We start from the raw sequence: 18,814 nt of genomic DNA on the forward strand, positions 1-18,814 counted from the left end.
ATCATTTTCAGTTGTGATTGTGTGCCGAAATGACTGAGACACTGACATTACAACTCCTGAAACGCGGTGAAACCGGCATTATCACTGGTTTTGTCGAGAATGATGCGATCCGGGAAGAAGAACTGCGCGAGATCGGCTTTGCTGAAGGCGATGAAGTACAGGTACTGGAGTTCGGGACCTTTGGCGGTACGCCTATTTCCGTGCGCCTCAATCGAACAATCATCGCTGTGCGGGCTAACGAGGCAAGATCGATTGAGGTGTCACGCATATGACGACGGTTATCGAAAAAATCAGTACCGATCAGGCAGCGCCGCTAAAAAAAAGTGATAACTTTACCATCGCGCTGGTCGGCGCCCCAAATTGTGGCAAGTCAACGCTTTTCAATGGTCTCACCGGTGGCCGCGCAAAGGTTGCAAACTACACAGGCGTAACTGTCGAAACCAAGCAGGGCACTTTCAGTACGCCGCAGGGGCGAGGGATGTCGCTTCTCGATTTGCCCGGCATATACGGGCTTTCTGGCAGGACGACGGATGCCAAGGTCGCGCTTGATGTTATCAAAGGACAGGCGGAGGAGATGGCGCAGCCCGATGCAATGCTGGTGGTGATTGATGCTGCGCAGTTGCGCACGCATCTCCAGACAGCTTTGCAGATGCGCCAGATCGGGCTGCCGATGATTGTCGTGCTGAACATGTATGACCTGGCACAGCGGGATGGCGTGGAACTGGATGTTGCGAAACTGCAGGAGCGGATTGGCGTACCTGTGATTCCCTGTACGGCCACGCGCAAGGCAGGCCGGGAAGCGTTACTCAAAGCAATAGATATACTCGCGGCTGCACCGGAAACACCTCAGCCTGAAGCTGAAGTGTCTTTACAACAGGTGCAGCAGGAAGCGCGGCAGCTGTTCAAGGATGTTATTGTACAGGAACCTGCTCTCAACAAAATGACGCGCCGCCTGGATGGTATCTTTCTGCACCCGCTGACAGGGGGGCTGATATTCATTGGCATCATGTTCGTAATGTTTCAGGCCGTGTTCAGTTGGTCAGAGACACCGATGGGTTGGATTGAAGGATTGATTTCGCTGTTGAGTGAAGGCGTAACAGCGGCCACACTCGACAACTGGCTGCGCAGCCTGCTGGTTGATGGCGTAATCGCCGGTGTCGGCAGCGTCATTATTTTCCTGCCACAGATTATCGTACTGTTCCTGTTCATTCTGTTTCTGGAGATGACGGGCTATATGGCGCGTGCAGCGTTCATGATGGATGAATTGATGTTGCGTGTTGGTCTTAACGGGCGCGCCTTCATTCCGTTATTGTCCAGCTTCGCCTGCGCGATACCGGGGATGATGGCAGCACGTACGCTGGAAAGTGAGAAGGACAGGCTGACAACCATCATGGTTGCGCCACTGATGACCTGCTCGGCAAGGCTGCCCGTCTATACCGTCATTATCGCCGCTTTTTTTCCATCAGAAACAGTTGCCGGATTTCTCAACCTGCAAGGGCTGGTGATGTTTGGCCTTTATGTGGCTGGCATTATCAGTGCCATTATTGTGGCATTTGTGTTGCGCAAGACCCTGACGAAAGGGCAGGCGCAGCCTTTGCTGATGGAGTTGCCGACTTATAAATTCCCTGACTTGAGTGAACTGCTGCTGGGCTTGTGGCAGCGCGCCAAAATATTTTTGCGCCGTGCAGGCACGATCATTTTTGTAGTTTCGGTGGCGCTGTGGGTGCTGACTACTTATCCCGGCGATAGCCTCGAGACCAGTTTTGCCGGCATGATCGGCTCTGTCTTATTGCCGATTTTTGAACCTATCGGTTTCAATCTTGAGATTGTGATTGCGCTGGTTCCAGGCCTTGCTGCCCGTGAGGTGGCGGTGGGAGCGCTTGGCACAGTATATGCCGTGCAAGGGGCGGAAGAGAACATAGACGGCCTCGCGTCCGTGTTGCGCAATGCCTGGTCCCTGCCAACAGCCTTGTCGTTTCTCGCCTGGTATGTTTTTGCACCCCAGTGTATTTCCACGATCGCCGTGGCGCGTCGGGAGATGAACAGCTGGGCCTGGACATGGCTAATGGTCGCCTATCTCTTTGCGCTGGCATACATCGCTGCGGGTGGCACATATTGGATCGCCACGGCCTTACTCTGAGGCCTGTATTGGTAGCATAAACCTGTAAGCGTATGGTGATGCGTGGCAAAAGTGGCCATGTAAAAATCACCTGCCATCAGATTTTAGCGTTTGTTTCCATGACCTTGCGCATTGCTTTACGTTTCAAACGAAAGGGGTATGACCGGATAATCCGGAGACCTTACTGCCATGTTTGACCGTGCCGAGGCCATTGACAAAGCGTTCAGGGAACGCGTCACATCTGACAACCTGCCAGACATCACAAATGCGGTGAGTCATACGGAATCTGGTCTGAGTACTTCTGACCTTGTTGACCTTTTTGAAACCCAGGTAATGAGCCGACAGCTTGACCTGATTGCCCGGCGCTCAAAAGGGCGGACATTTTATTCGATCGGCTCCTCCGGGCATGAAGGCACAGCGGCGATCGCCAAAGCCTCCCGAAACACTGACATGGCCTTTCTGCATTATCGCGATGCAGCCTTCCTTATCCAGCGTTCCCGGCAACATGGCGGTGCTGCTGTTCTGTATGAAATGATGTTGTCTTTCGCAGCTTCCAGCGATGATCCGGTTTCGGGCGGGCGACACAAGGTGCTGGGTGGCAAGGACGTTTTTGTGCCACCACAAACAAGTACGATTGCGTCACATCTGCCCAAGGCAGTAGGCGCAGCACACTCGGTCGGACTTGCCCGCAAGCTGAACAGGCAGGATGCCGTGCTGCCGCATGATGCTGTCATCCTCTGTTCATTCGGTGATGCCTCCGCCAACCATTCCACAGCACAAGGCGCGATCAACAGCGCAGCTTGGGCGGCTTTCCAGAATGCACCCATGCCGATTGTATTCATCTGTGAGGACAACGATATCGGGATTTCGGTTCGTACACCGCATGGCTGGATCAGGGCATCTTATGAAAACAGGCCAGGCCTGAAATATATGTCATGCAATGGGCTGAACGTGTCTGAGACATATGGTACTGCCCGAAAGGCTGTCACTTATGCGCGCTCCCTACGCAAACCTGTATTTCTGCATCTAAAAACAGTGCGGCTTATGGGCCATGCAGGAGCAGATATTGAAGCCTCCTATACCGACATTTCGCACATTGAGACGATAGAAGCTCAGGACCCTCTATTACATACAGCTGCTGAGTTGATCCGCAGCGGCTGTCTTGATGCTGAGGCGGTATTGCAGATTTATGATACCACGGCGCAGCGTGTCGCGCGTGTGGCCGGTGAGGCATTCGCGCGGCCAAAACTCGAAAGTGCCAGAGAGGTTATGTCCTCTATTGTGCCAACGTCAGGCATAGCACCAGAGCACAAGCCAGCCGATCAATTGCAGCGCGCGGCTATGTGGGGCAAGGAGTTGGCCGCACATGCGAAAGCGCAGCCTATGGCGCGTCATATCAATAATGCACTCGCTGACATCATGCTGGATTATCCGCAGGCGACGGTTTTTGGTGAGGATGTTGGTCGTAAAGGTGGTGTATATTCTGTGACGACAGGGTTGCAAAAAAAATTCGGCCCGGCACGTGTCATGGACACTCTACTTGATGAGCAGACGATTCTGGGACTTGCTATCGGCATGGCGCATAACGGGTTTCTGCCAATTCCTGAGATCCAGTTTCTAGCCTATGTGCATAATGCGGAGGATCAGATCAGGGGAGAGGCGGCGACGCTGCCGTTCTTTTCCAATGGACAGTATACCAATCCAATGGTTATTCGTATTGCCGGCCTTGGCTATCAGAAAGGGTTTGGTGGTCATTTCCACAATGATAATTCCCTGACAGTTTTTCGCGATATACCGGGCGTGATTGTGGCCTGTCCATCAAATGGTTCAGATGCTGCGCGTATGTTACGTGAAAGCGTCAGGCTTGCACATCAGGAACAGCGCGTAGTTGTCTTTGTAGAGCCTATCGCTCTGTATATGACGGCAGATCTGCATGAGGAAGGCGACAAGGCATGGCTTGCGCCCTATGCGCCGCCGGAAGCGGACGAGGCTCTACCGTTTGGGGAACCTGCGGTCTATGGGCGGGGAACGGACTTGTGTATTTTAAGCTATGGTAATGGCTATTATCTCTCACGCAAAGCAGCCCGGCAACTGGCAGATGAGAATGGGCTGAAAGTGCGCGTTGTTGATTTGCGTTGGGTACAGCCTCTGAATGAGTCCGCTATCTTGAAGCAGGTCCGGGCTTGCAAGCATATTCTTGTGGTTGATGAATGCCGAAAGACTGGTTCTGTCAGTGAGCAGATCATGACGCTTCTTTCCGAGAAAAAGGTTGCCCGGCCGATTGCCAGAGTCACGGCAGAGGACAGCTTCATTCCACTTGGGACAGCGGCGACGGTGACGCTGCCCGATGTGCAAAGCATCGCCAAAGCAGCCATGACCCTATGCAAGGGGGCAGGCAAATGAGTGTGAAGGAAACCGTAGTCGTTATTTGTCCTGGGCGCGGCACGTATAATGCCGCTGAACTTGGCTATCTGCATACGCATCACGCTGCCAAGGTAGAGTTTCTGAACCTTGTCGACACTATCCGGATGACGCGCGGGCAGGTAAAAGTGACTGAGCTTGACGCCGCAGACAAATTCCGCATGGGCACTCATACAACAGGCGAAAACGCTTCCCTGTTGATCTTTGCCTGCGCTGTCGCAGATTATTTGGATGTGCAGGAGCGGTATGATGTTGTCGCCATCACCGGTAATTCCATGGGCTGGTATCTCGCACTCGCCTGCGCCGGTGCACTTTCCATGAAAGACGCTGCTTTTCTCGTCAATGAAATGGGCACTCTCATGCATGAAGAGGGTGCCGGTGGGCAGATTGTCTATCCGGTTGTTGATGATAACTGGCAGCCGGATGAAGATCGGACCGAACTGGTCCGCACAGTGCTGGCCGAGGCCGAGGCCGCGCAAGGTTTGACTGTCGCCGTCTCAATCAGACTTGGGGGCATGGTCGTTTTCGCAGCAGATGAGGCCGGATTGAAGTTTCTCAAATCGCGGCTACCGGAGACAGATCGTTATCCGATGCAGTTGAAAAATCATGCTGCCTTTCACTCATCCTTGCTGGATTATATCGTGCCGCAAGCGCAAAGCCGATTACCGCAGGAAATGTTTCATAAACCTGCTGTGCCCCTTGTAGATGGGTGCGGGAATATCTGGAGCCCGTATGCAACAGATACCGAAAAACTGTATGACTATACGCTAGGTACACAGATTAACACGACGTATGACTTCTCGAAAGCGGTCGAAGTTGCCGTCAAGGAGTTTGCTCCTGACAGGCTTGTGCTAACTGGTCCCGGCACGACAATGGGCGCGCCCGTCGCACAAGAAATGATCCGGCATCGCTGGCGCGGGATCGACAGTAAAGTGTCGTTCAAGGCCTTACAGGAAAAGTCACCCTATATTATAAGCATGGGAATGCCGACACAGCGTGAAATAGCGTTGCGAACCCCGCATACCTAAATGAAAGCAGGTACCATCATGGCAAAAGACATGTCAGAAGAAATTTTTCAGTGGGAAGACCCGCTGATGCTCGAGAGCCAGCTCACAGATGAAGAGCGGATGATCCGGGATGCTGCCAGAGGCTATGCGCAGAACAAGTTGATGCCTCGCGTGCTTATGGCAAACCGGAATGAGCATTTTGATCAGGAAATCATGACGGAGTTGGGTGCACAGGGTTTGCTGGGCGCGACAGTTGCGGAGGAATATGGCGGTGGTGGTGCAAGTCATGTTGCTTATGGCCTGATTGCCCGAGAAGTTGAACGCGTTGATTCCGGCTATCGCTCGGCAATGTCCGTGCAGTCATCGTTGGTGATGTATCCGATTGAGAGTTTCGGCTCGGAAGAGCAGAAAAAGAAGTTTCTGCCAAAGTTGGCTACAGGAGACATGATAGGCTGTTTCGGGCTTACCGAAGCTGACGGCGGCTCCGACCCTGGTGCGATGCGCACACGCGCCGAGCCAGTTGAGGGCGGCTATATTCTCAAAGGCTCGAAAATGTGGATCACAAACTCACCCATAGCCGACATTGCGGTTGTGTGGGCGAAGCTGGATGGTCACATCCGGGGCTTCATTGTTGAGCGCGATATGAAAGGATTCACGACGCCAAAAATCGAAGGAAAATTCTCTCTGCGCGCCTCAATCACCGGAGAAATTGCCCTGGATGATGTTTTTGTGCCGGAGGAAAATCTGTTGCCGAATGTAACTGGTTTGCGCGGCCCATTCAGCTGCTTGAACAAGGCGCGCTACGGTATCAGTTGGGGCGCTATAGGGGCGGCGGAATTCTGCTGGCATGCTGCGCGTGATTATGCCATGGAGCGCATTGTTTTTGGTAAGCCTATTGCAGCTACGCAGCTTGTTCAGAAGAAACTGGCTGATATGCAGACGGAAATTGCTCTTGGATTGCAGGGCTCTTTGCAACTTGGTCGTATTCTGGACAGGGGTGTTTTTGCACCGGAAGCAATATCACTCATGAAACGGAATAATTGTGGCAAGGCGCTGGACGTTGCACGTGCCGCCAGAGATATTCATGGGGGTAACGGGATTGCGGATGAATATCACGTTATTCGCCACGTCATGAATCTGGAAACAGTCAATACTTATGAGGGTACGCATGACGTGCACGCTCTTATTCTCGGTCGTGCCCAGACAGGTATTCAGGCTTTTTCCTGATTAACTGATGATGGCATCGGCATGATATAAAGATAGAGAGGAAATATCATGGAATTAAAAGGACTTTCAGCAGTCGTCACAGGCGGCGCTTCTGGGTTGGGTGAGGCGACTGTGCGCCGCCTTGCCAGTGAGGGCGTAAAAGTAGCGGTTTTTGATCTGAATGAGGAGAAAGGCGAAGCTGTTGCCAGGGATATTGGTGGCGTCTTCTGTAATGTGAACGTCACCTCTGATGAGTCAGTCGATGCCGGCTTTGCCAGGGCGCGAGAAGCCCATGGGCAGGAACGCATCCTGATTAATTGCGCTGGTATCGGCAGTGCTCGCAAAACAGCTGGTCGGGATAAAAAGACAGGCGACATCTACGAATATGCCGCAAAGGATTTTGATTTTGTATTGCAGGTAAACCTGATTGGTACGTTCCGGTGCATTGCCAAAACAGCTGCTGGCATGATGACACTTGATCCGCTGGAGCATGGTGAGCGCGGCGCTATCGTAAACACGGCTTCTGTTGCGGCAGAGGACGGCCAGATCGGGCAGGTGGCCTATTCAGCGTCCAAAGCAGGTGTTGTTGGTATGACCTTGCCAATCGCGCGCGATCTCAACACGGAAGGTATTCGGGTCAACACGATCCTGCCGGGCCTCTTCCGCACGCCGCTGCTTGAAGGATTGCCTGAGCATATCAAGGGTGCCCTCGCTGCTTCAGTGAATTTCCCCAAACGGCTCGGCGAGCCTGATGAATATGCCAGTCTCGCATTGGAGCTTTGCCGTAACAGCTATTTCAATGGTGAAGACATTCGTCTCGATGGTGCGATCCGGATGGCGCCGCGCTAGGGGCTGCAGTCGGGTTCTTGTGCGGCTTGGCAAAGGTAGTGGGTGATTCGCTCTGCCTGTGTTGGTCCGCCGGTCACGGAGCCATTCAGAAAGCACGTTTTCAGGGCCTTGCCGAGAAATGCTGTCGTAAGTTCTTTGTCTTCCAGACGCATTTCCGGAATCGCGCAATGTGCAACCGCGAAAGAGGTGAAATGGGATAACGTGCCTCTGGGCCGCTTTTTATTGGCAAGGGCGAGTTGAAGATGCTCTTCCTTGCGCACAAGAATGTCCGGCGTGCCTTGGCAACTCATCATGCATAAGACGCGCGTATCACTTTTGGGTTGTCAGCCCTGTCTTTGTAAGACAAATTTGTACAAGATCAATCCGGCTCGGCGTGCCGGGCATTGTTCAAGGGAGACAGGACGACAGTGCGCAGCAATGAAGCCGAACAGCCGGAAACAATGGATGCCCTGATTGCAGGAACACCGGACCCGAAAGAGGATCTGGCAGCCTCTATTTCTTATACTCAGGCGATTGTTGACCGTCGGATCGGTCTGATGATCCCGCCTGAAAAAGCGTCTCCTGCGAGACTGCATCAGGCCATGCGTCGCACAACACTTGCACCCGGCAAGCGGTTTCGGCCTCTGCTGACCGTCCTGATCGCAGAAGCGGCAGGCGTGGAAGACATTGCTGTCTATGATCTCGGCTGCACGTCCGAGCTGGTTCACGCAGCATCGCTGATCCTGGATGATTTGCCATGCATGGATGACGCACAGACACGCCGCAATGCCCCTTGCGCGCATATTTTCTATGATGAAAGTACTGCTATTCTGACAGCCACCGCTCTGCTGAACAGGTCGTTTGGTGTTGTTGCGGGACTGGAGACCTTCACAGCAGAACATCGGATTAAAATCAGTGGCTTGTTGTCCGGGTGCGTTGGCTCCAATGGCCTTATTGCCGGACAACTGATGGATCTTGCGAATACCAACAAGGGAACATCCATTGAAAATGTCGAGCGCTTGAATGCGCTCAAAACAGGTGCCTTGATTGACTATGCCGTAATTGCCGCGGCTATTGTATGTGACTTTTCTGAAGAAAAGACCGGGCACCTGAAGCGCTTTTCGCACAATATCGGTCTTGCTTTCCAGTTGATGGACGACATCAAGGACCGTTTGATGACAGCGGAAGATTCAGACAAGGACATCAATCAGGATATCAACAAGGCGACTATCCTGTCGATCACGAATGACGACAAGGCCAAGGCAATGGTTCGCGATTATATTAGTCAGTCAAAAGATGGTCTCTCGCAGGCTGGTTTGGGGATTGATGGACGAATCGGCGCATTGCTCGATCTCCAATTCGCTTTTCTTGACGCCTGATCGGAGGCTTGCATGACCGCCGCGAGCAAGACCCCGCAAGCCGGAGGCGAAAGCCTCGTTGTTGACGGCCTCACTGTGCGCTATGGGGATTTTCTGGCACTGGATAATCTGTCTTTCAAGGCGAATGCCGGAGAGGTTGTTGGCTTGATCGGGCCGAATGGCGCAGGCAAGACGACGCTGGTTAGAACAATTTGTGGGCAAATTAACCCAACTGCCGGCACCATCAAGGTGGCAGGTGCCGCGATCAGGATGCGATCAGCCAAAACGGGGGTGGTGGGACTCGTGCCACAGGAAATCGGGCTTTACCCATTCATGACGGCAGAGGAAAATCTGGATGTCTTTGCCCGTCTTTATCGCCTTGACCGTAAGACGAGACGAGAGACGGTGGCGCGCGCGCTTGCTGATGTTGATATGACGACGCATGCCCATAAACTTGTCAGCAGTCTTTCCGGCGGCATGAAGCGTCGTATCAACGTGGCGGCTGCAATTCTTGATCGACCGAAACTGCTCATCCTCGATGAACCGACAGCCGGCGTTGATGTTTCTGCCCGCGATGCCATTCATGGCCTTGCTCGAAAACTTGCAGGGCAGGGACTGACAGTCCTTCTTGTCACGCATGAACTGGAACAGGCGGAATTGATATGTGATCGTGTGCTTATATTGGCATCTGGCAGGAGACGTCACTTTTCCAGCCCTGATGAGTTATTGTCTGAAGTCTATGCAGGGCGTCAGCAGATTACCCTGAAACTCCGGCATCATCCAGATGAGACATTGCGGCCGCTGCTTGCCGCTCAGGGGTTCACCTCTGCCGATGGTAATCTTGTCTGGTCCGGACTTGGCCATGAAGAACAGACGGATTTGATAGGTGAGACACGCGCCCTTGTAGAAAGCAATAATAATCTTCTTCAGGAAGTCAGTGTGCGTCGTCCCGGTTTGGAAAGTCTTCTGCATGATATAGCGACGGAGAAAGAGGCGTCTTCAGACGGTTTAGCCGCATGATTACAGGTATCATGCGGGTTATGGCGTTGAGGCTCCTACGGGACAGGGGCGCGCTGGTGTTGGCGTTTCTTTTACCGCCAATGATCTTTGCCATATTCGCCGCAATTTTCTCCAATGCAACCAATGGCGACCTTGATCTTGATGTCGCGATGGCCGTGACAAACGACTCTGCGCGTACAAAAGAGGTGGCAAGCGCGTTCGCTATCTCTGGAAAGTTCAATGTATTTACCGAAGAGGACTGGACCCGGGAAAATGTGCGCCAGCAGGTTCGGGAGGGGTTTGCCGATACGGGTGTTATCTTTTCATCTGACCTTGCGGATGTCGCAGAAGCAACGATCGAGATAGTGGTCGAGCCGTCGCGGGATATTGCCGCAACGGTGCTGGCCGGTCAGCTTCAACAATTCATCGCCGAAGAAGCACCCGACCTCGCCATACGTCGCAATGCGCTGACAGTTTCCACACTGGCAGGCGGTTTCACTCCAGAGCAGGACACTCGTCTCGATACAGCGCTTGCGGCTCTGATGCAGGCAACGGAGCGGGAAAGCACTGACGGGTTCTATCGCCAGATATCCGCCCTCGATGAAACAAACCGAAAGACTGCAGATCCGTCTATTGCCTATTATGCCGGGGCCACGGCGATCCTGTTTCTGCTGTTCTCATTGATGCAGGGCGCAACTATTTCCCTCGATGAGCGCCGCAATGCAATTACAGAACGGTTATTGCTGGGACCATCCGGTACCCTGAAGCTGACTTTTGGCAAATTTCTGTATCTCACTCTTCAGGGAACCGCACAGGCGCTATTTATCTTTGTGGTTGCTGCCTTGCTGTTTGAGGTGCCTGTCATAGCCAATGCGTTGCCTTTGTTTCTGGTCAGTGTTGCCATGGCGTCCTGCGCTGCTGGTTTGGCACTGTTCGTTACGAGCCTGTGCTCGACAGCGACACAAGCCCACACGGTGCAGACATTTCTGGTACTCATTTTTTCTTCTGTCGGTGGGTCAATGGTGCCGCGCTTCATGATGCCAGAATGGCTGCAGTCTCTTGGGTTTTTCACGCCCAACGCCTGGGCCATTGAGGCGGTTTATGGTGTTCTTGCCCGTGGTGATACAATAACTGGAATTTCGACGGCCTGCGCGATACTTATCGTGACAGGGCTGCTGTCTTTCATAGCCAGCGCTGCCGTGTCGTACCAAATGATGAGGAGTTAGGTCATAGCCGGGCATATATCAGATACCAGACAAACTGTTATTGGCCTCTTGCTCTTCGTGGGCATTCTTTCCGGGCTGGCCGTTTTGCATGTCTGGTCCGTGTTTTTTTTCACACTGACATGGCAGAGTGCGCCAATGGCGCTGCTAATGATCCTGCTCCAATGCTGGCTGTTTGTCGGTTTTTTCATCACAGCACATGATGCGATGCATGGATCACTTGCCCCCGGAAAGCCGAGTCTGAATAGTGCGATTGGTACTTTTCTTTTGTTCACCTATGCCGGTTTTGGCTGGCGGAAACTGAAAACAGCCCATATGGCGCATCATGCAGCTCCTGGCACAGAAGAAGACCCGGATTTCAACAATAATGACCCGAGACGTTTCTGGCCGTGGTATTTCCTATTCTTCAAGCGCTATTTTGGCCTGGTTTCCTTCCTGTTCGTTTTTGCGGTTGTGCTTGTTTATGTGCTTGCGCTGGAGGCAGATTATTTCAATGTAGTGTTGTTTTATGGCCTGCCGTCCATCGCTTCTTCACTCCAGCTTTTTTATTTCGGCACCTATCTGCCGCACCGGCATGAAGAAAAGGATTTCGCTGATCAGCATAAGGCGCGCACAAATGACTATCCAGCCTGGTTATCTTTGATGACATGTTATCATTTCGGCTATCATCATGAGCATCATCTCTATCCCCATGAGCCATGGTGGCGCCTGCCGGCTAGACGGTCAGCGCGTCTTTCAGGGCAGGGGGAAAACACATGACTTTGCTCGTTAATACGCTGATTGTTCTCGTCAGCATTGTGGCAATGGAAGGGTTCGCCTGGCTTGCACATCGCTACATTATGCATGGTTGGGGGTGGGGCTGGCACAAAAGCCATCATGAACCAACGGACGGTATTTTTGAGGTGAATGATCTCTACGCAGTGGTGTTCGGCGTCTTCGCCATGGGACTGTTCATGATCGGTTCGCTCTACTGGCAACCGCTCTGGTATATCGCCTTGGGGATCACAATTTACGGCATTCTGTATGGATTTGTGCATGATGGCCTGGTTCATCAGCGCTGGCCATTTCGCTACTTCCCGAAAGGGGGGTATTTGCGCCGCCTGGTTGTTGCGCACAAGCTGCACCATGCTTTGCAGTCCCGGGAGGACTGCGTCTCTTTCGGGTTCCTTTATGCGCCAGATCCGAAAAAGCTGAAGTCGCGATTGAGGGCGTCCCGCTCCCGGTAAAGTCCTGCAGTATTTCAGTTTGCGTTTTTTGCTGCCTGAAAGCTGAAAACAATACCTGCTGAGGTGCTTTCAGCATCTGCCGCATTCGCATCAAGACTGTTCATTGCAATATACCCCAAAATGATGACGGCTGTTGCAATCAGTGTGAGGTCAAAAATTCTTTTCATTGTTTTAGTCATTTTATTCTCCGTTTCGTATCAGCGCCCTTGTGTGTGAGCGATTGCTTACCAATGTTTAGCCTGTCGAAATTGGAGTTGCAAGCGTTGTGAGCGCTTAATCACATTAACTATTGGTAATAAATTTATCATGGTTATGTTGAAGCTATGGAACCACGCGATCGCTCATGAATTAATACGGTACGTTCAAGCTAATCATGACGAGGTATACTCATGCCAACCGACGTTCAAAGCAGCCAGAGTTCGAATATCAGTGCACGCAAGAAACAGGCAACACCTGCTTATAATGATGGTTCAGAAGAATTTTCATCTGAATCAGAGCGCGACAACACAAAGACCAATCTGCACATACCCTCATCAGAAACGGCTGACGGCAAAGAAAAAGTTCTTACAACGGAAGAATTAAGGCAAGGCCATACCGGCGACCATGTTCGCCACATCCTCTATCTCTCCACAATCGGCGCTGTCATTGGACTGATTGTCATATACGCAGCAGCAACAGTGTAGAGTTAGTCGGTTACCGGTCGCTGATAGAGGCCAGACCTGTTTGTCTCATCGACTGACTGCCGACTGATAGCGGGACCTACAGCGCTCAGCGCAAGCCATGTCTTACGGTAGCCGGGTGCGCTGACGCGCTCATCCCAAGCTGTCGGTCCTCTTGATCTCAGCGTTTGCCCAATTTCACGGTAAACTTTTAGGGCTGCGCATATCGCCCATGCGCATCTGAAAGGCAGTTCACGAATTCCGACATATGCCGATGCATAGTACGTTTCCGCCATGTCCAACAAAGAACATGCGGCTTCATGAGCAGCTGGCCAGTTTTCCTGGCGCGCGAGCCTGGCCGCATCAGTGGGCGCATCAGCATCATGCAGTAAACTGGCTGGAACATAAATCCGGTCAGCCCTGGCATCATCTACGACATCTCGCGCTATGTTCGTCAGCTGAAAGGCAAGGCCAAGATCACTTGCGCGATCAAGGGTCGCGTCATCCCGGACGCCCATGATGTGAGCCATCATCACGCCGACCACGCCAGCTACATGATAACAATAATCAAGAATTTCTTCCCGGGTTTCATAAACACGTTCCTCCGCATCCATACGAAATCCATCGAGTAGTTCAAAAGCATGGCGGTGCGGAATCTCGTGTGTTCTGAAGACACGGGCAAGTCCGGTAAAAACAGGGTCCTCTGTAGGCTTGCCGCCCAACGCCGCGCTGGTCTGGTCAATCAGACTCTGCAGCCGCTCCTTCTGACCATCACGATAATCAAAAATCTGGCCGTGCCCCATAATCTGGCCATCCACAACATCATCGCAATAGCGGCACCATGCGTAAAGCATGGAGGCGTCGGCTCGCATGGTGTCGTCAAAGATACGTGAGGCAAGGGCAAAACTTTTTGACCCTTGCTTTATGGAAGCATGTCCGTGGCTGACGACAGCGTCAGTCATTACTCTGCAGCCTGTGCTGCCAGCATTGATGCAAAATCCTGAACGCATAAACCGGCGGTCGCCTTCGCAGATCCCACAACACCCGGAATGCCTGCACCGGGATGTGTCCCAGCTCCGACTATGTACATGTTGCTGATCTTGTCGTCGCGATTATGCGGCCGGAACCATGCGCTTTGCGTGAGGATCGGTTCTATGGAGAAAGCAGACCCATTGTGTGAGTTCATCACATCACGGAATGTATAGGGTGTGATATGATGTGTTGTCACAAGGTCACGGCTCAGATTTGGGATATAGTGTTTCTCAAGGTAAGCGAGAATTTTGTCACGATATTTCGGTCCTTCCACGTCCCAGTCGATATCGGCCCGTCCCAAATGCGGCACAGGCGAGAGGACGTAATATGAACTGCCGCCGTCCGGTGCCAGACTCTCGTCAGTCACAGAAGGCGCATGAAGATAGAGTGAAAAATCATCCGGCAGATCATTGCCGTGGAAGATATCCGAGATCAATTCCCTGTAGCGTTGACCGAATAGTACGGAATGGTGCGCTATATTCGGTGGGGGAGACTTCAGCCCAAAGTATGTCACGAATAATGACATTGAATGGCGCTTTTTCGACAGAGATTGCCCGTATGATTGCCCGCGCGGATGCTTGCCGAGCAATTTTCCGTATGTATGCACAACATCTGCATTACTCGCGACCAGATCCACATCATGCTTGATGCCGTTAGCAATGACGCCCGTAACCCTGTCACCTTCACTTTTGATCTCGGTAATTTCTGTAGAAAGTTTCAGGGTGCCGCCAATATCTTCAAACAGTTTCACCAGCGCCTTTATAAGCGCACCCGTACCGCCCATGGCGAACCAGATGCCACCTTCAAGCTGCAGAGCATGGACCAGGTGATAAATTGAAGATGACTCAAAAGGATTACCGCCAACCAGAAGCGTATGAAACGAGAAGGCGCGGCGCAGCTTTTCATCTTTTATAAAGTCGCCAAGACGATCATAAACGCTGCGATAGCTTTGCAGCTTTACCAGTTGTGGAGCTGCGGCCATCATATCCTTGAAGTTCAGGAAGGGAACAGTACCCAGCTTTACATACCCTTCCTGGTAAACTTCCTTCGTGTACTCATGAAATTTACGATACCCTTCGAGATCATCGGGATTGATCAGTTCTATCTGCCGCATCAATTCGGCCTGATCGCTGACATAGTCAAAGCGTGTGCCGTCTTCCCAGCAAAGTCTGTATCCAGGCGTTACGGGGACAAGTTCAACATAATCTGAGGTCTTGCGTCCCGCCGCTTCAAAAAGCTGATGCAGGCAATCTGGATCAGTAATTACGGTAGGCCCAGCATCAAAGGTGAAGCCTTCCTGTTCATAGACATAAGCACGGCCCCCCGGTTTATCTCTGTTATCGTAAAGCGTTACCTGAAAACCGGCTGTTTGAAGGCGAATAGCAAGGGCGATGCCGCCAAAGCCAGCGCCAATGACCGCAGCTTCCGGTCTTTTTCCGTTGAGGGAGGGTGTTGCGTCGAGAGGGCTCAAGATCAGCTCCTGTGTCGGTTCATGAATTGTTGTTCAGAGAGATTATAGATCGCCGGGACCACAGGTACAGGCGGCTTGCCAGAAAGGATACGTGCTTTTTGTAAAAGAGTCAGATCGCCGCGATAGAATGCTGCCACAAGCTGCTCGTCCAGTCGGTAAAAGCGTTGCAAAACCTGATATCGCTTTGACGGCTCTCCGGCCTTGAACATCATTCTGTTGAGTAACCGGAAAAACTTTTCCCGCCGCCAGTGCTCAAGCCTGTAGGCAATAACGCTTTTCGTTACGGCTTCCTGCGTGAGGGATGGCAATGCACCCAGTCGCATGGCAATACTTATCGCATCTGGCAGGCTATATCCCGTCACGGCGTTATAAAGGCCACCAGCCAGCCCGATTTTTGGTGCGCTGCCTGCTTCCGTTTCAAGCCGCGCTTCAAGGTCACTGGCCATGGTAATGGGCAGAATGCCCCTTTCGCTGTGCAGCACGTTCTCAATCTGCCAGCCTTTCCCTTCGGCATATTCCCTGATGCGGTTATGGATGGTCGCATCGTCCAGGGCTGGCCCATCCTCGTAATATGTGTCTTCTATCAACAGTTTATCGGGGGCATATGGCAGGCAATAGACGAAACGGTAAGCATCCCCCTGTTCCACTGTGGCATCCATGATGATCGGCACATCCAGACCATGAGGCTGGCTGGTACGCACAACCTGGCCAACGAATTTCTGATACCCGAGCAACACAGTCGGATCGGGCCTGAAGCCTGTGGCGTCAATGATGGCGTTGCCTTCCAGCGTGTCACCATCTTCAAATTTGAGGGTGCGCGGTGTTACTGCCTCGACTTTTCTGCCGGTCAAGACGACCAGTTTGCCGCTATCAATCAGTGGCTGCACGGCTTTCATGAGCGCGTCAGAATTGGATGAGCAATATCCGATATCAAGACGGCGGGAATAAGCCGGAAAGTGCACATCATAGCCTGGCCAGTGATGGGCTATAGCTGGCCCGAACCATTCAAGCGCAGCCGGGGTGAGGTCTGTTTCATTAAATGACCACGTGTGATCCCCGCCGACCTTCACGGCTGCATCCACAATGGTGACTCTGGTTGCGTTGCCAGTTGTCAGACATCGCCATGCCACCAGCAGGCTGGCCAATCCACCACCTGCAATCAGCAGATCAGAGATATTGGAATTTGCACCGGGCAGGGCTATGGCTCCTTGATACGGGATGGAATGTGCCAGCTGCTTCCTTTAAGCTGTGTGGCGCCCTTAGTCTATCTGGCGCAATATGAAAAGGACGGCTCAGCTTCATGTTCGGTGACGGTAACTTCTGGACGACGTATGCGTTTCTCGTGGTAATTATTGTTGCGCGTTATTTCATGATTGCCGGTTTTTTTCATTACTATCTCTGGATGCGGCCAGCCGACAAAGTGAAGGCAGTCCGCCTCACGCGGCATAATCCGACACGCGCAACCATCCGGCATGAGATTATCATGTCTACCATCTCAGCCTTTATCTATGCGGCTCCGGCTGCCTGGGTGATGGTCATGTGGGAAAATGGTGGCACGGCCCTCTACACGGAAGTGAATGGCCTTCTTGGCTGGCTTTATATTCCGGTCAGCATCCTGATTTTCCTGTTTGCGAATGACGCTTTCTTTTATTGGACGCATCGGGCCATGCACCACCCAAAGCTCTACAACCTGATGCACCGGACGCACCACAAATCCAAGCAGCCAACGCCCTGGGCGGCGTTTTCGTTCCATCCGACAGAGGCATTGCTGGAGTCATGGCTTTTGCCCGTTATGGCAATTTTTATTCCCATCCATGTGGGCGCGGCGCTGTTCGTGCTGATGGCGATGACAGTGACCAGTGTGACAAACCATGCCGGCTGGGAAATTTTACCCCGCAGCTGGGTCAAGGGTTGGATAGGTGACAACATCATTTCTGCAACCCACCACAACATGCATCATACAAAATTCAACGGTAATTACGGCCTGCATTTCCGTCTTTGGGACAAGTTGATGGGAACCGACATCATGAAGCCGGTCAAAAAATAGTAACAGGAATCAAAGAATGACCTTTTTCTCAGAGACGAAACAACTGCCACCAGATAGCCTGTTGCAACTCATAACCGAGTTTCGGAATGATCCCTCTCCGGACAAGATTGATCTTGGTGTCGGCGTCTATCAGGATGAGCACGGCAAGACACCAATCTTCGAAGCGGTGGAGCTTGCGCAGCGGCGTTTGCAAACAGATGAGGACAGCAAGACCTACCTTGGTCCATTAGGATGGCCAGGTTTTGCCGATGAGGTTCGCAAGCTCGTACTCGGGGAAGTTCTTGAGGAAAAGCTGGCAGGGCGCTTTGCTGTACTGCCAACACCAGGGGGCAGTGGGGCGCTTAAATCTGCCGGCACACTCGTGCAGCGCCTTAATCCGTCTGCCAAAATCAGATTGCCTGATCCGACCTGGGCCAATCACAAGCCGATTTTTCTCTCTTGTGACCTCGAGACTGTGACCTATGCCTATTACGATAATGAGGCAACGAGCCTTGATCGTGAAAAGATGTATGCAGATCTTGCAGCGGCGCAGAGCGGTGACATCATTGTTGTCCACGGCAACTGCCATAACCCGACAGGAGAAGACCTTTCAGCAGAAGACTGGAAGTTCCTGACCGATCTGGCTCTGGAAAAAGGTATCGTTCCGTTTATCGACATCGCCTACCAGGGGTTGGGGCAGGGCTTTCATGAAGATATGGCCCATGTGCGCAGCTTGCTAGAATCGGTGCCGGAGGCGATCCTCTGCTATTCCTTTTCAAAGAATATGGGACTTTATCGCGAGCGTGTTGGTGCAGCCCTCGTGATGACAGAGAATGCTGATATGGCGGAGCGTGTACAGAGCAATCTTAATGAGATTGCCCGGCGTACATATTCAATGCCCCCTTCCTATGGGGCTGCGCTTGCCTGGTATTTGCTGAGCGACCCGGACCTCAATGCAAGCTGGCGCAAGGAACTCGAGCAGTTGCGCAAGCGCGTTGTCAGTCTTCGGGCGCAAGTAACGGATGCCTTGTCATCAGAGTTTGGTGATAATCGTTTTCAGTATATCACCGCCCAAAATGGCATGTTTTCGCGTCTGCCCCTGACGCCTGAGCAGATAAATCGTTTCAAAACTGAGTCGTCTATCTATATGGCAGGAGATGGCCGCGTGAATATGTGCGGTTTTACCCCGGCAAAAATAGCCCGATTTACGGAGAATATGAGTTCCGTTCTGAAATAGGG

General features: G+C 52.4%; 18 protein-coding genes. 14 read left to right on the plus strand and 4 right to left on the minus strand.

The features are described from left to right. The first annotated feature begins 29 nt into the window (after nucleotides 1–29). The 11 genes from RAL90_RS06210 to RAL90_RS06260 all read left to right on the plus strand — a co-directional run bounded on the left by RAL90_RS06210 (nucleotide 30) and on the right by RAL90_RS06260 (nucleotide 12,387). Nucleotides 30–272, plus strand: a complete 243-nt coding sequence (locus tag RAL90_RS06210) for a FeoA family protein (protein WP_306253658.1) — start codon at nucleotides 30–32, stop codon at nucleotides 270–272. Continuing rightward, on the plus strand, nucleotides 269–2,140 hold the full coding sequence (feoB, locus tag RAL90_RS06215) for a ferrous iron transport protein B (RefSeq protein ID WP_306253659.1): 1,872 nt from the start codon (nucleotides 269–271) through the stop codon (nucleotides 2,138–2,140). Before RAL90_RS06210 ends, feoB begins: the two co-directional genes overlap by 4 nt. 168 nt (nucleotides 2,141–2,308) lie before the next feature. Further along, nucleotides 2,309–4,522 carry a thiamine pyrophosphate-dependent enzyme gene (locus RAL90_RS06220; protein ID WP_306253660.1) on the plus strand — a complete coding sequence of 738 codons (2,214 nt, stop codon included), beginning with the start codon at nucleotides 2,309–2,311 and terminating at the stop codon, nucleotides 4,520–4,522. After that, nucleotides 4,519–5,568 carry a hypothetical protein gene (locus tag RAL90_RS06225; protein ID WP_306253661.1) on the plus strand — a complete coding sequence of 350 codons (1,050 nt, stop codon included), beginning with the start codon at nucleotides 4,519–4,521 and terminating at the stop codon, nucleotides 5,566–5,568. Before RAL90_RS06220 ends, RAL90_RS06225 begins: the two co-directional genes overlap by 4 nt. An 18-nt stretch (nucleotides 5,569–5,586) precedes the next feature. Further along, on the plus strand, nucleotides 5,587–6,774 hold the full coding sequence (locus tag RAL90_RS06230) for an acyl-CoA dehydrogenase (RefSeq protein ID WP_306253662.1): 1,188 nt from the start codon (nucleotides 5,587–5,589) through the stop codon (nucleotides 6,772–6,774). 48 nt (nucleotides 6,775–6,822) lie between these two features. After that, nucleotides 6,823–7,602: an SDR family NAD(P)-dependent oxidoreductase gene (locus RAL90_RS06235; RefSeq protein WP_306253663.1), complete on the plus strand. Its 780-nt coding sequence runs from the start codon at nucleotides 6,823–6,825 to the stop codon at nucleotides 7,600–7,602. A gap of 407 nt (nucleotides 7,603–8,009) precedes the next feature. Then, a complete protein-coding gene (locus tag RAL90_RS06240; protein ID WP_306253664.1) occupies nucleotides 8,010–8,960 on the plus strand; it encodes a polyprenyl synthetase family protein in 951 nt (316 codons plus the stop codon). A 12-nt stretch (nucleotides 8,961–8,972) separates the two neighbouring features. Next, entirely contained in the window at nucleotides 8,973–9,959 is a 987-nt protein-coding gene (locus tag RAL90_RS06245; protein ID WP_306253665.1) for an ABC transporter ATP-binding protein, read from the plus strand. Further along, nucleotides 9,956–11,164, plus strand: a complete 1,209-nt coding sequence (locus RAL90_RS06250; protein WP_306253666.1) for an ABC transporter permease — start codon at nucleotides 9,956–9,958, stop codon at nucleotides 11,162–11,164. The genes RAL90_RS06245 and RAL90_RS06250 overlap by 4 nt, the downstream gene beginning before the upstream one ends. 57 nt (nucleotides 11,165–11,221) lie before the next feature. Then, nucleotides 11,222–11,920, plus strand: coding sequence for a fatty acid desaturase (locus RAL90_RS06255; RefSeq protein WP_372340410.1), 699 nt, complete (start codon nucleotides 11,222–11,224; stop codon nucleotides 11,918–11,920). Then, entirely contained in the window at nucleotides 11,917–12,387 is a 471-nt protein-coding gene (locus RAL90_RS06260) for a sterol desaturase family protein (protein WP_306253667.1), read from the plus strand. Before RAL90_RS06255 ends, RAL90_RS06260 begins: the two co-directional genes overlap by 4 nt. A gap of 14 nt (nucleotides 12,388–12,401) precedes the next feature. On the opposite strand, the gene RAL90_RS06265 is transcribed toward RAL90_RS06260, so the two are convergent. Then, a complete protein-coding gene (locus RAL90_RS06265; protein ID WP_306253668.1) occupies nucleotides 12,402–12,566 on the minus strand; it encodes a hypothetical protein in 165 nt (54 codons plus the stop codon). Between the two features lie 210 nt (nucleotides 12,567–12,776). On the opposite strand from RAL90_RS06265, the gene RAL90_RS06270 reads away from it, so the two are divergent. Then, nucleotides 12,777–13,070, plus strand: a complete 294-nt coding sequence (locus RAL90_RS06270) for a hypothetical protein (protein WP_306253669.1) — start codon at nucleotides 12,777–12,779, stop codon at nucleotides 13,068–13,070. A 2-nt stretch (nucleotides 13,071–13,072) separates the two neighbouring features. Here the strand turns inward: RAL90_RS06270 and RAL90_RS06275 are convergent, their stop codons facing one another. The 3 genes from RAL90_RS06275 to crtY are packed head-to-tail and all read right to left on the minus strand — an operon-like array spanning nucleotide 13,073 to nucleotide 16,781. After that, entirely contained in the window at nucleotides 13,073–14,008 is a 936-nt protein-coding gene (locus RAL90_RS06275) for a phytoene/squalene synthase family protein (RefSeq protein WP_306253670.1), read from the minus strand. Further along, nucleotides 14,008–15,549: a phytoene desaturase gene (locus RAL90_RS06280; RefSeq protein WP_306253671.1), complete on the minus strand. Its 1,542-nt coding sequence runs from the start codon at nucleotides 15,547–15,549 to the stop codon at nucleotides 14,008–14,010. Before RAL90_RS06280 ends, RAL90_RS06275 begins: the two co-directional genes overlap by 1 nt. A 2-nt stretch (nucleotides 15,550–15,551) precedes the next feature. Next, complete coding sequence (gene crtY / locus RAL90_RS06285) at nucleotides 15,552–16,781, minus strand: lycopene beta-cyclase CrtY (protein ID WP_306254045.1); 1,230 nt, start codon at nucleotides 16,779–16,781, stop codon at nucleotides 15,552–15,554. Between the two features lie 68 nt (nucleotides 16,782–16,849). Here crtY and RAL90_RS06290 point away from each other — a divergent pair, with 68 nt between their 5' ends. Together RAL90_RS06290 and RAL90_RS06295 are read left to right on the plus strand one after the other, a co-directional pair. Further along, nucleotides 16,850–17,596, plus strand: coding sequence for a sterol desaturase family protein (locus RAL90_RS06290; protein WP_306253672.1), 747 nt, complete (start codon nucleotides 16,850–16,852; stop codon nucleotides 17,594–17,596). Nucleotides 17,597–17,612: 16 nt separating this feature from the next. Further along, on the plus strand, nucleotides 17,613–18,812 hold the full coding sequence (locus RAL90_RS06295; RefSeq protein WP_306253673.1) for an aromatic amino acid transaminase: 1,200 nt from the start codon (nucleotides 17,613–17,615) through the stop codon (nucleotides 18,810–18,812). Nucleotides 18,813–18,814 lie beyond the last annotated feature (2 nt).

This window comes from Parvularcula sp. IMCC14364 (assembly GCF_030758415.1).
Classification (GTDB): domain Bacteria; phylum Pseudomonadota; class Alphaproteobacteria; order Caulobacterales; family Parvularculaceae; genus Aquisalinus.

Excerpts from the sequence above, each read along its gene's own strand:
- RAL90_RS06210 (WP_306253658.1), top strand. The coding sequence starts at position 30 with ATGACTGAGACACTGACATTACAACTCCTGAAACGCGGTGAAACCGGC.
- feoB (WP_306253659.1), top strand. The coding sequence starts at position 269 with ATGACGACGGTTATCGAAAAAATCAGTACCGATCAGGCAGCGCCGCTA.
- RAL90_RS06220 (WP_306253660.1), top strand. The coding sequence starts at position 2,309 with ATGTTTGACCGTGCCGAGGCCATTGACAAAGCGTTCAGGGAACGCGTC.
- RAL90_RS06225 (WP_306253661.1), top strand. The coding sequence starts at position 4,519 with ATGAGTGTGAAGGAAACCGTAGTCGTTATTTGTCCTGGGCGCGGCACG.
- RAL90_RS06230 (WP_306253662.1), top strand. The coding sequence starts at position 5,587 with ATGGCAAAAGACATGTCAGAAGAAATTTTTCAGTGGGAAGACCCGCTG.
- RAL90_RS06235 (WP_306253663.1), top strand. The coding sequence starts at position 6,823 with ATGGAATTAAAAGGACTTTCAGCAGTCGTCACAGGCGGCGCTTCTGGG.
- RAL90_RS06245 (WP_306253665.1), top strand. The coding sequence starts at position 8,973 with ATGACCGCCGCGAGCAAGACCCCGCAAGCCGGAGGCGAAAGCCTCGTT.
- RAL90_RS06250 (WP_306253666.1), top strand. The coding sequence starts at position 9,956 with ATGATTACAGGTATCATGCGGGTTATGGCGTTGAGGCTCCTACGGGAC.
- RAL90_RS06260 (WP_306253667.1), top strand. The coding sequence starts at position 11,917 with ATGACTTTGCTCGTTAATACGCTGATTGTTCTCGTCAGCATTGTGGCA.
- RAL90_RS06265 (WP_306253668.1), bottom strand. The coding sequence starts at position 12,566 with ATGACTAAAACAATGAAAAGAATTTTTGACCTCACACTGATTGCAACA.
- RAL90_RS06270 (WP_306253669.1), top strand. The coding sequence starts at position 12,777 with ATGCCAACCGACGTTCAAAGCAGCCAGAGTTCGAATATCAGTGCACGC.
- RAL90_RS06275 (WP_306253670.1), bottom strand. The coding sequence starts at position 14,008 with ATGACTGACGCTGTCGTCAGCCACGGACATGCTTCCATAAAGCAAGGG.
- RAL90_RS06290 (WP_306253672.1), top strand. The coding sequence starts at position 16,850 with ATGTTCGGTGACGGTAACTTCTGGACGACGTATGCGTTTCTCGTGGTA.
- RAL90_RS06295 (WP_306253673.1), top strand. The coding sequence starts at position 17,613 with ATGACCTTTTTCTCAGAGACGAAACAACTGCCACCAGATAGCCTGTTG.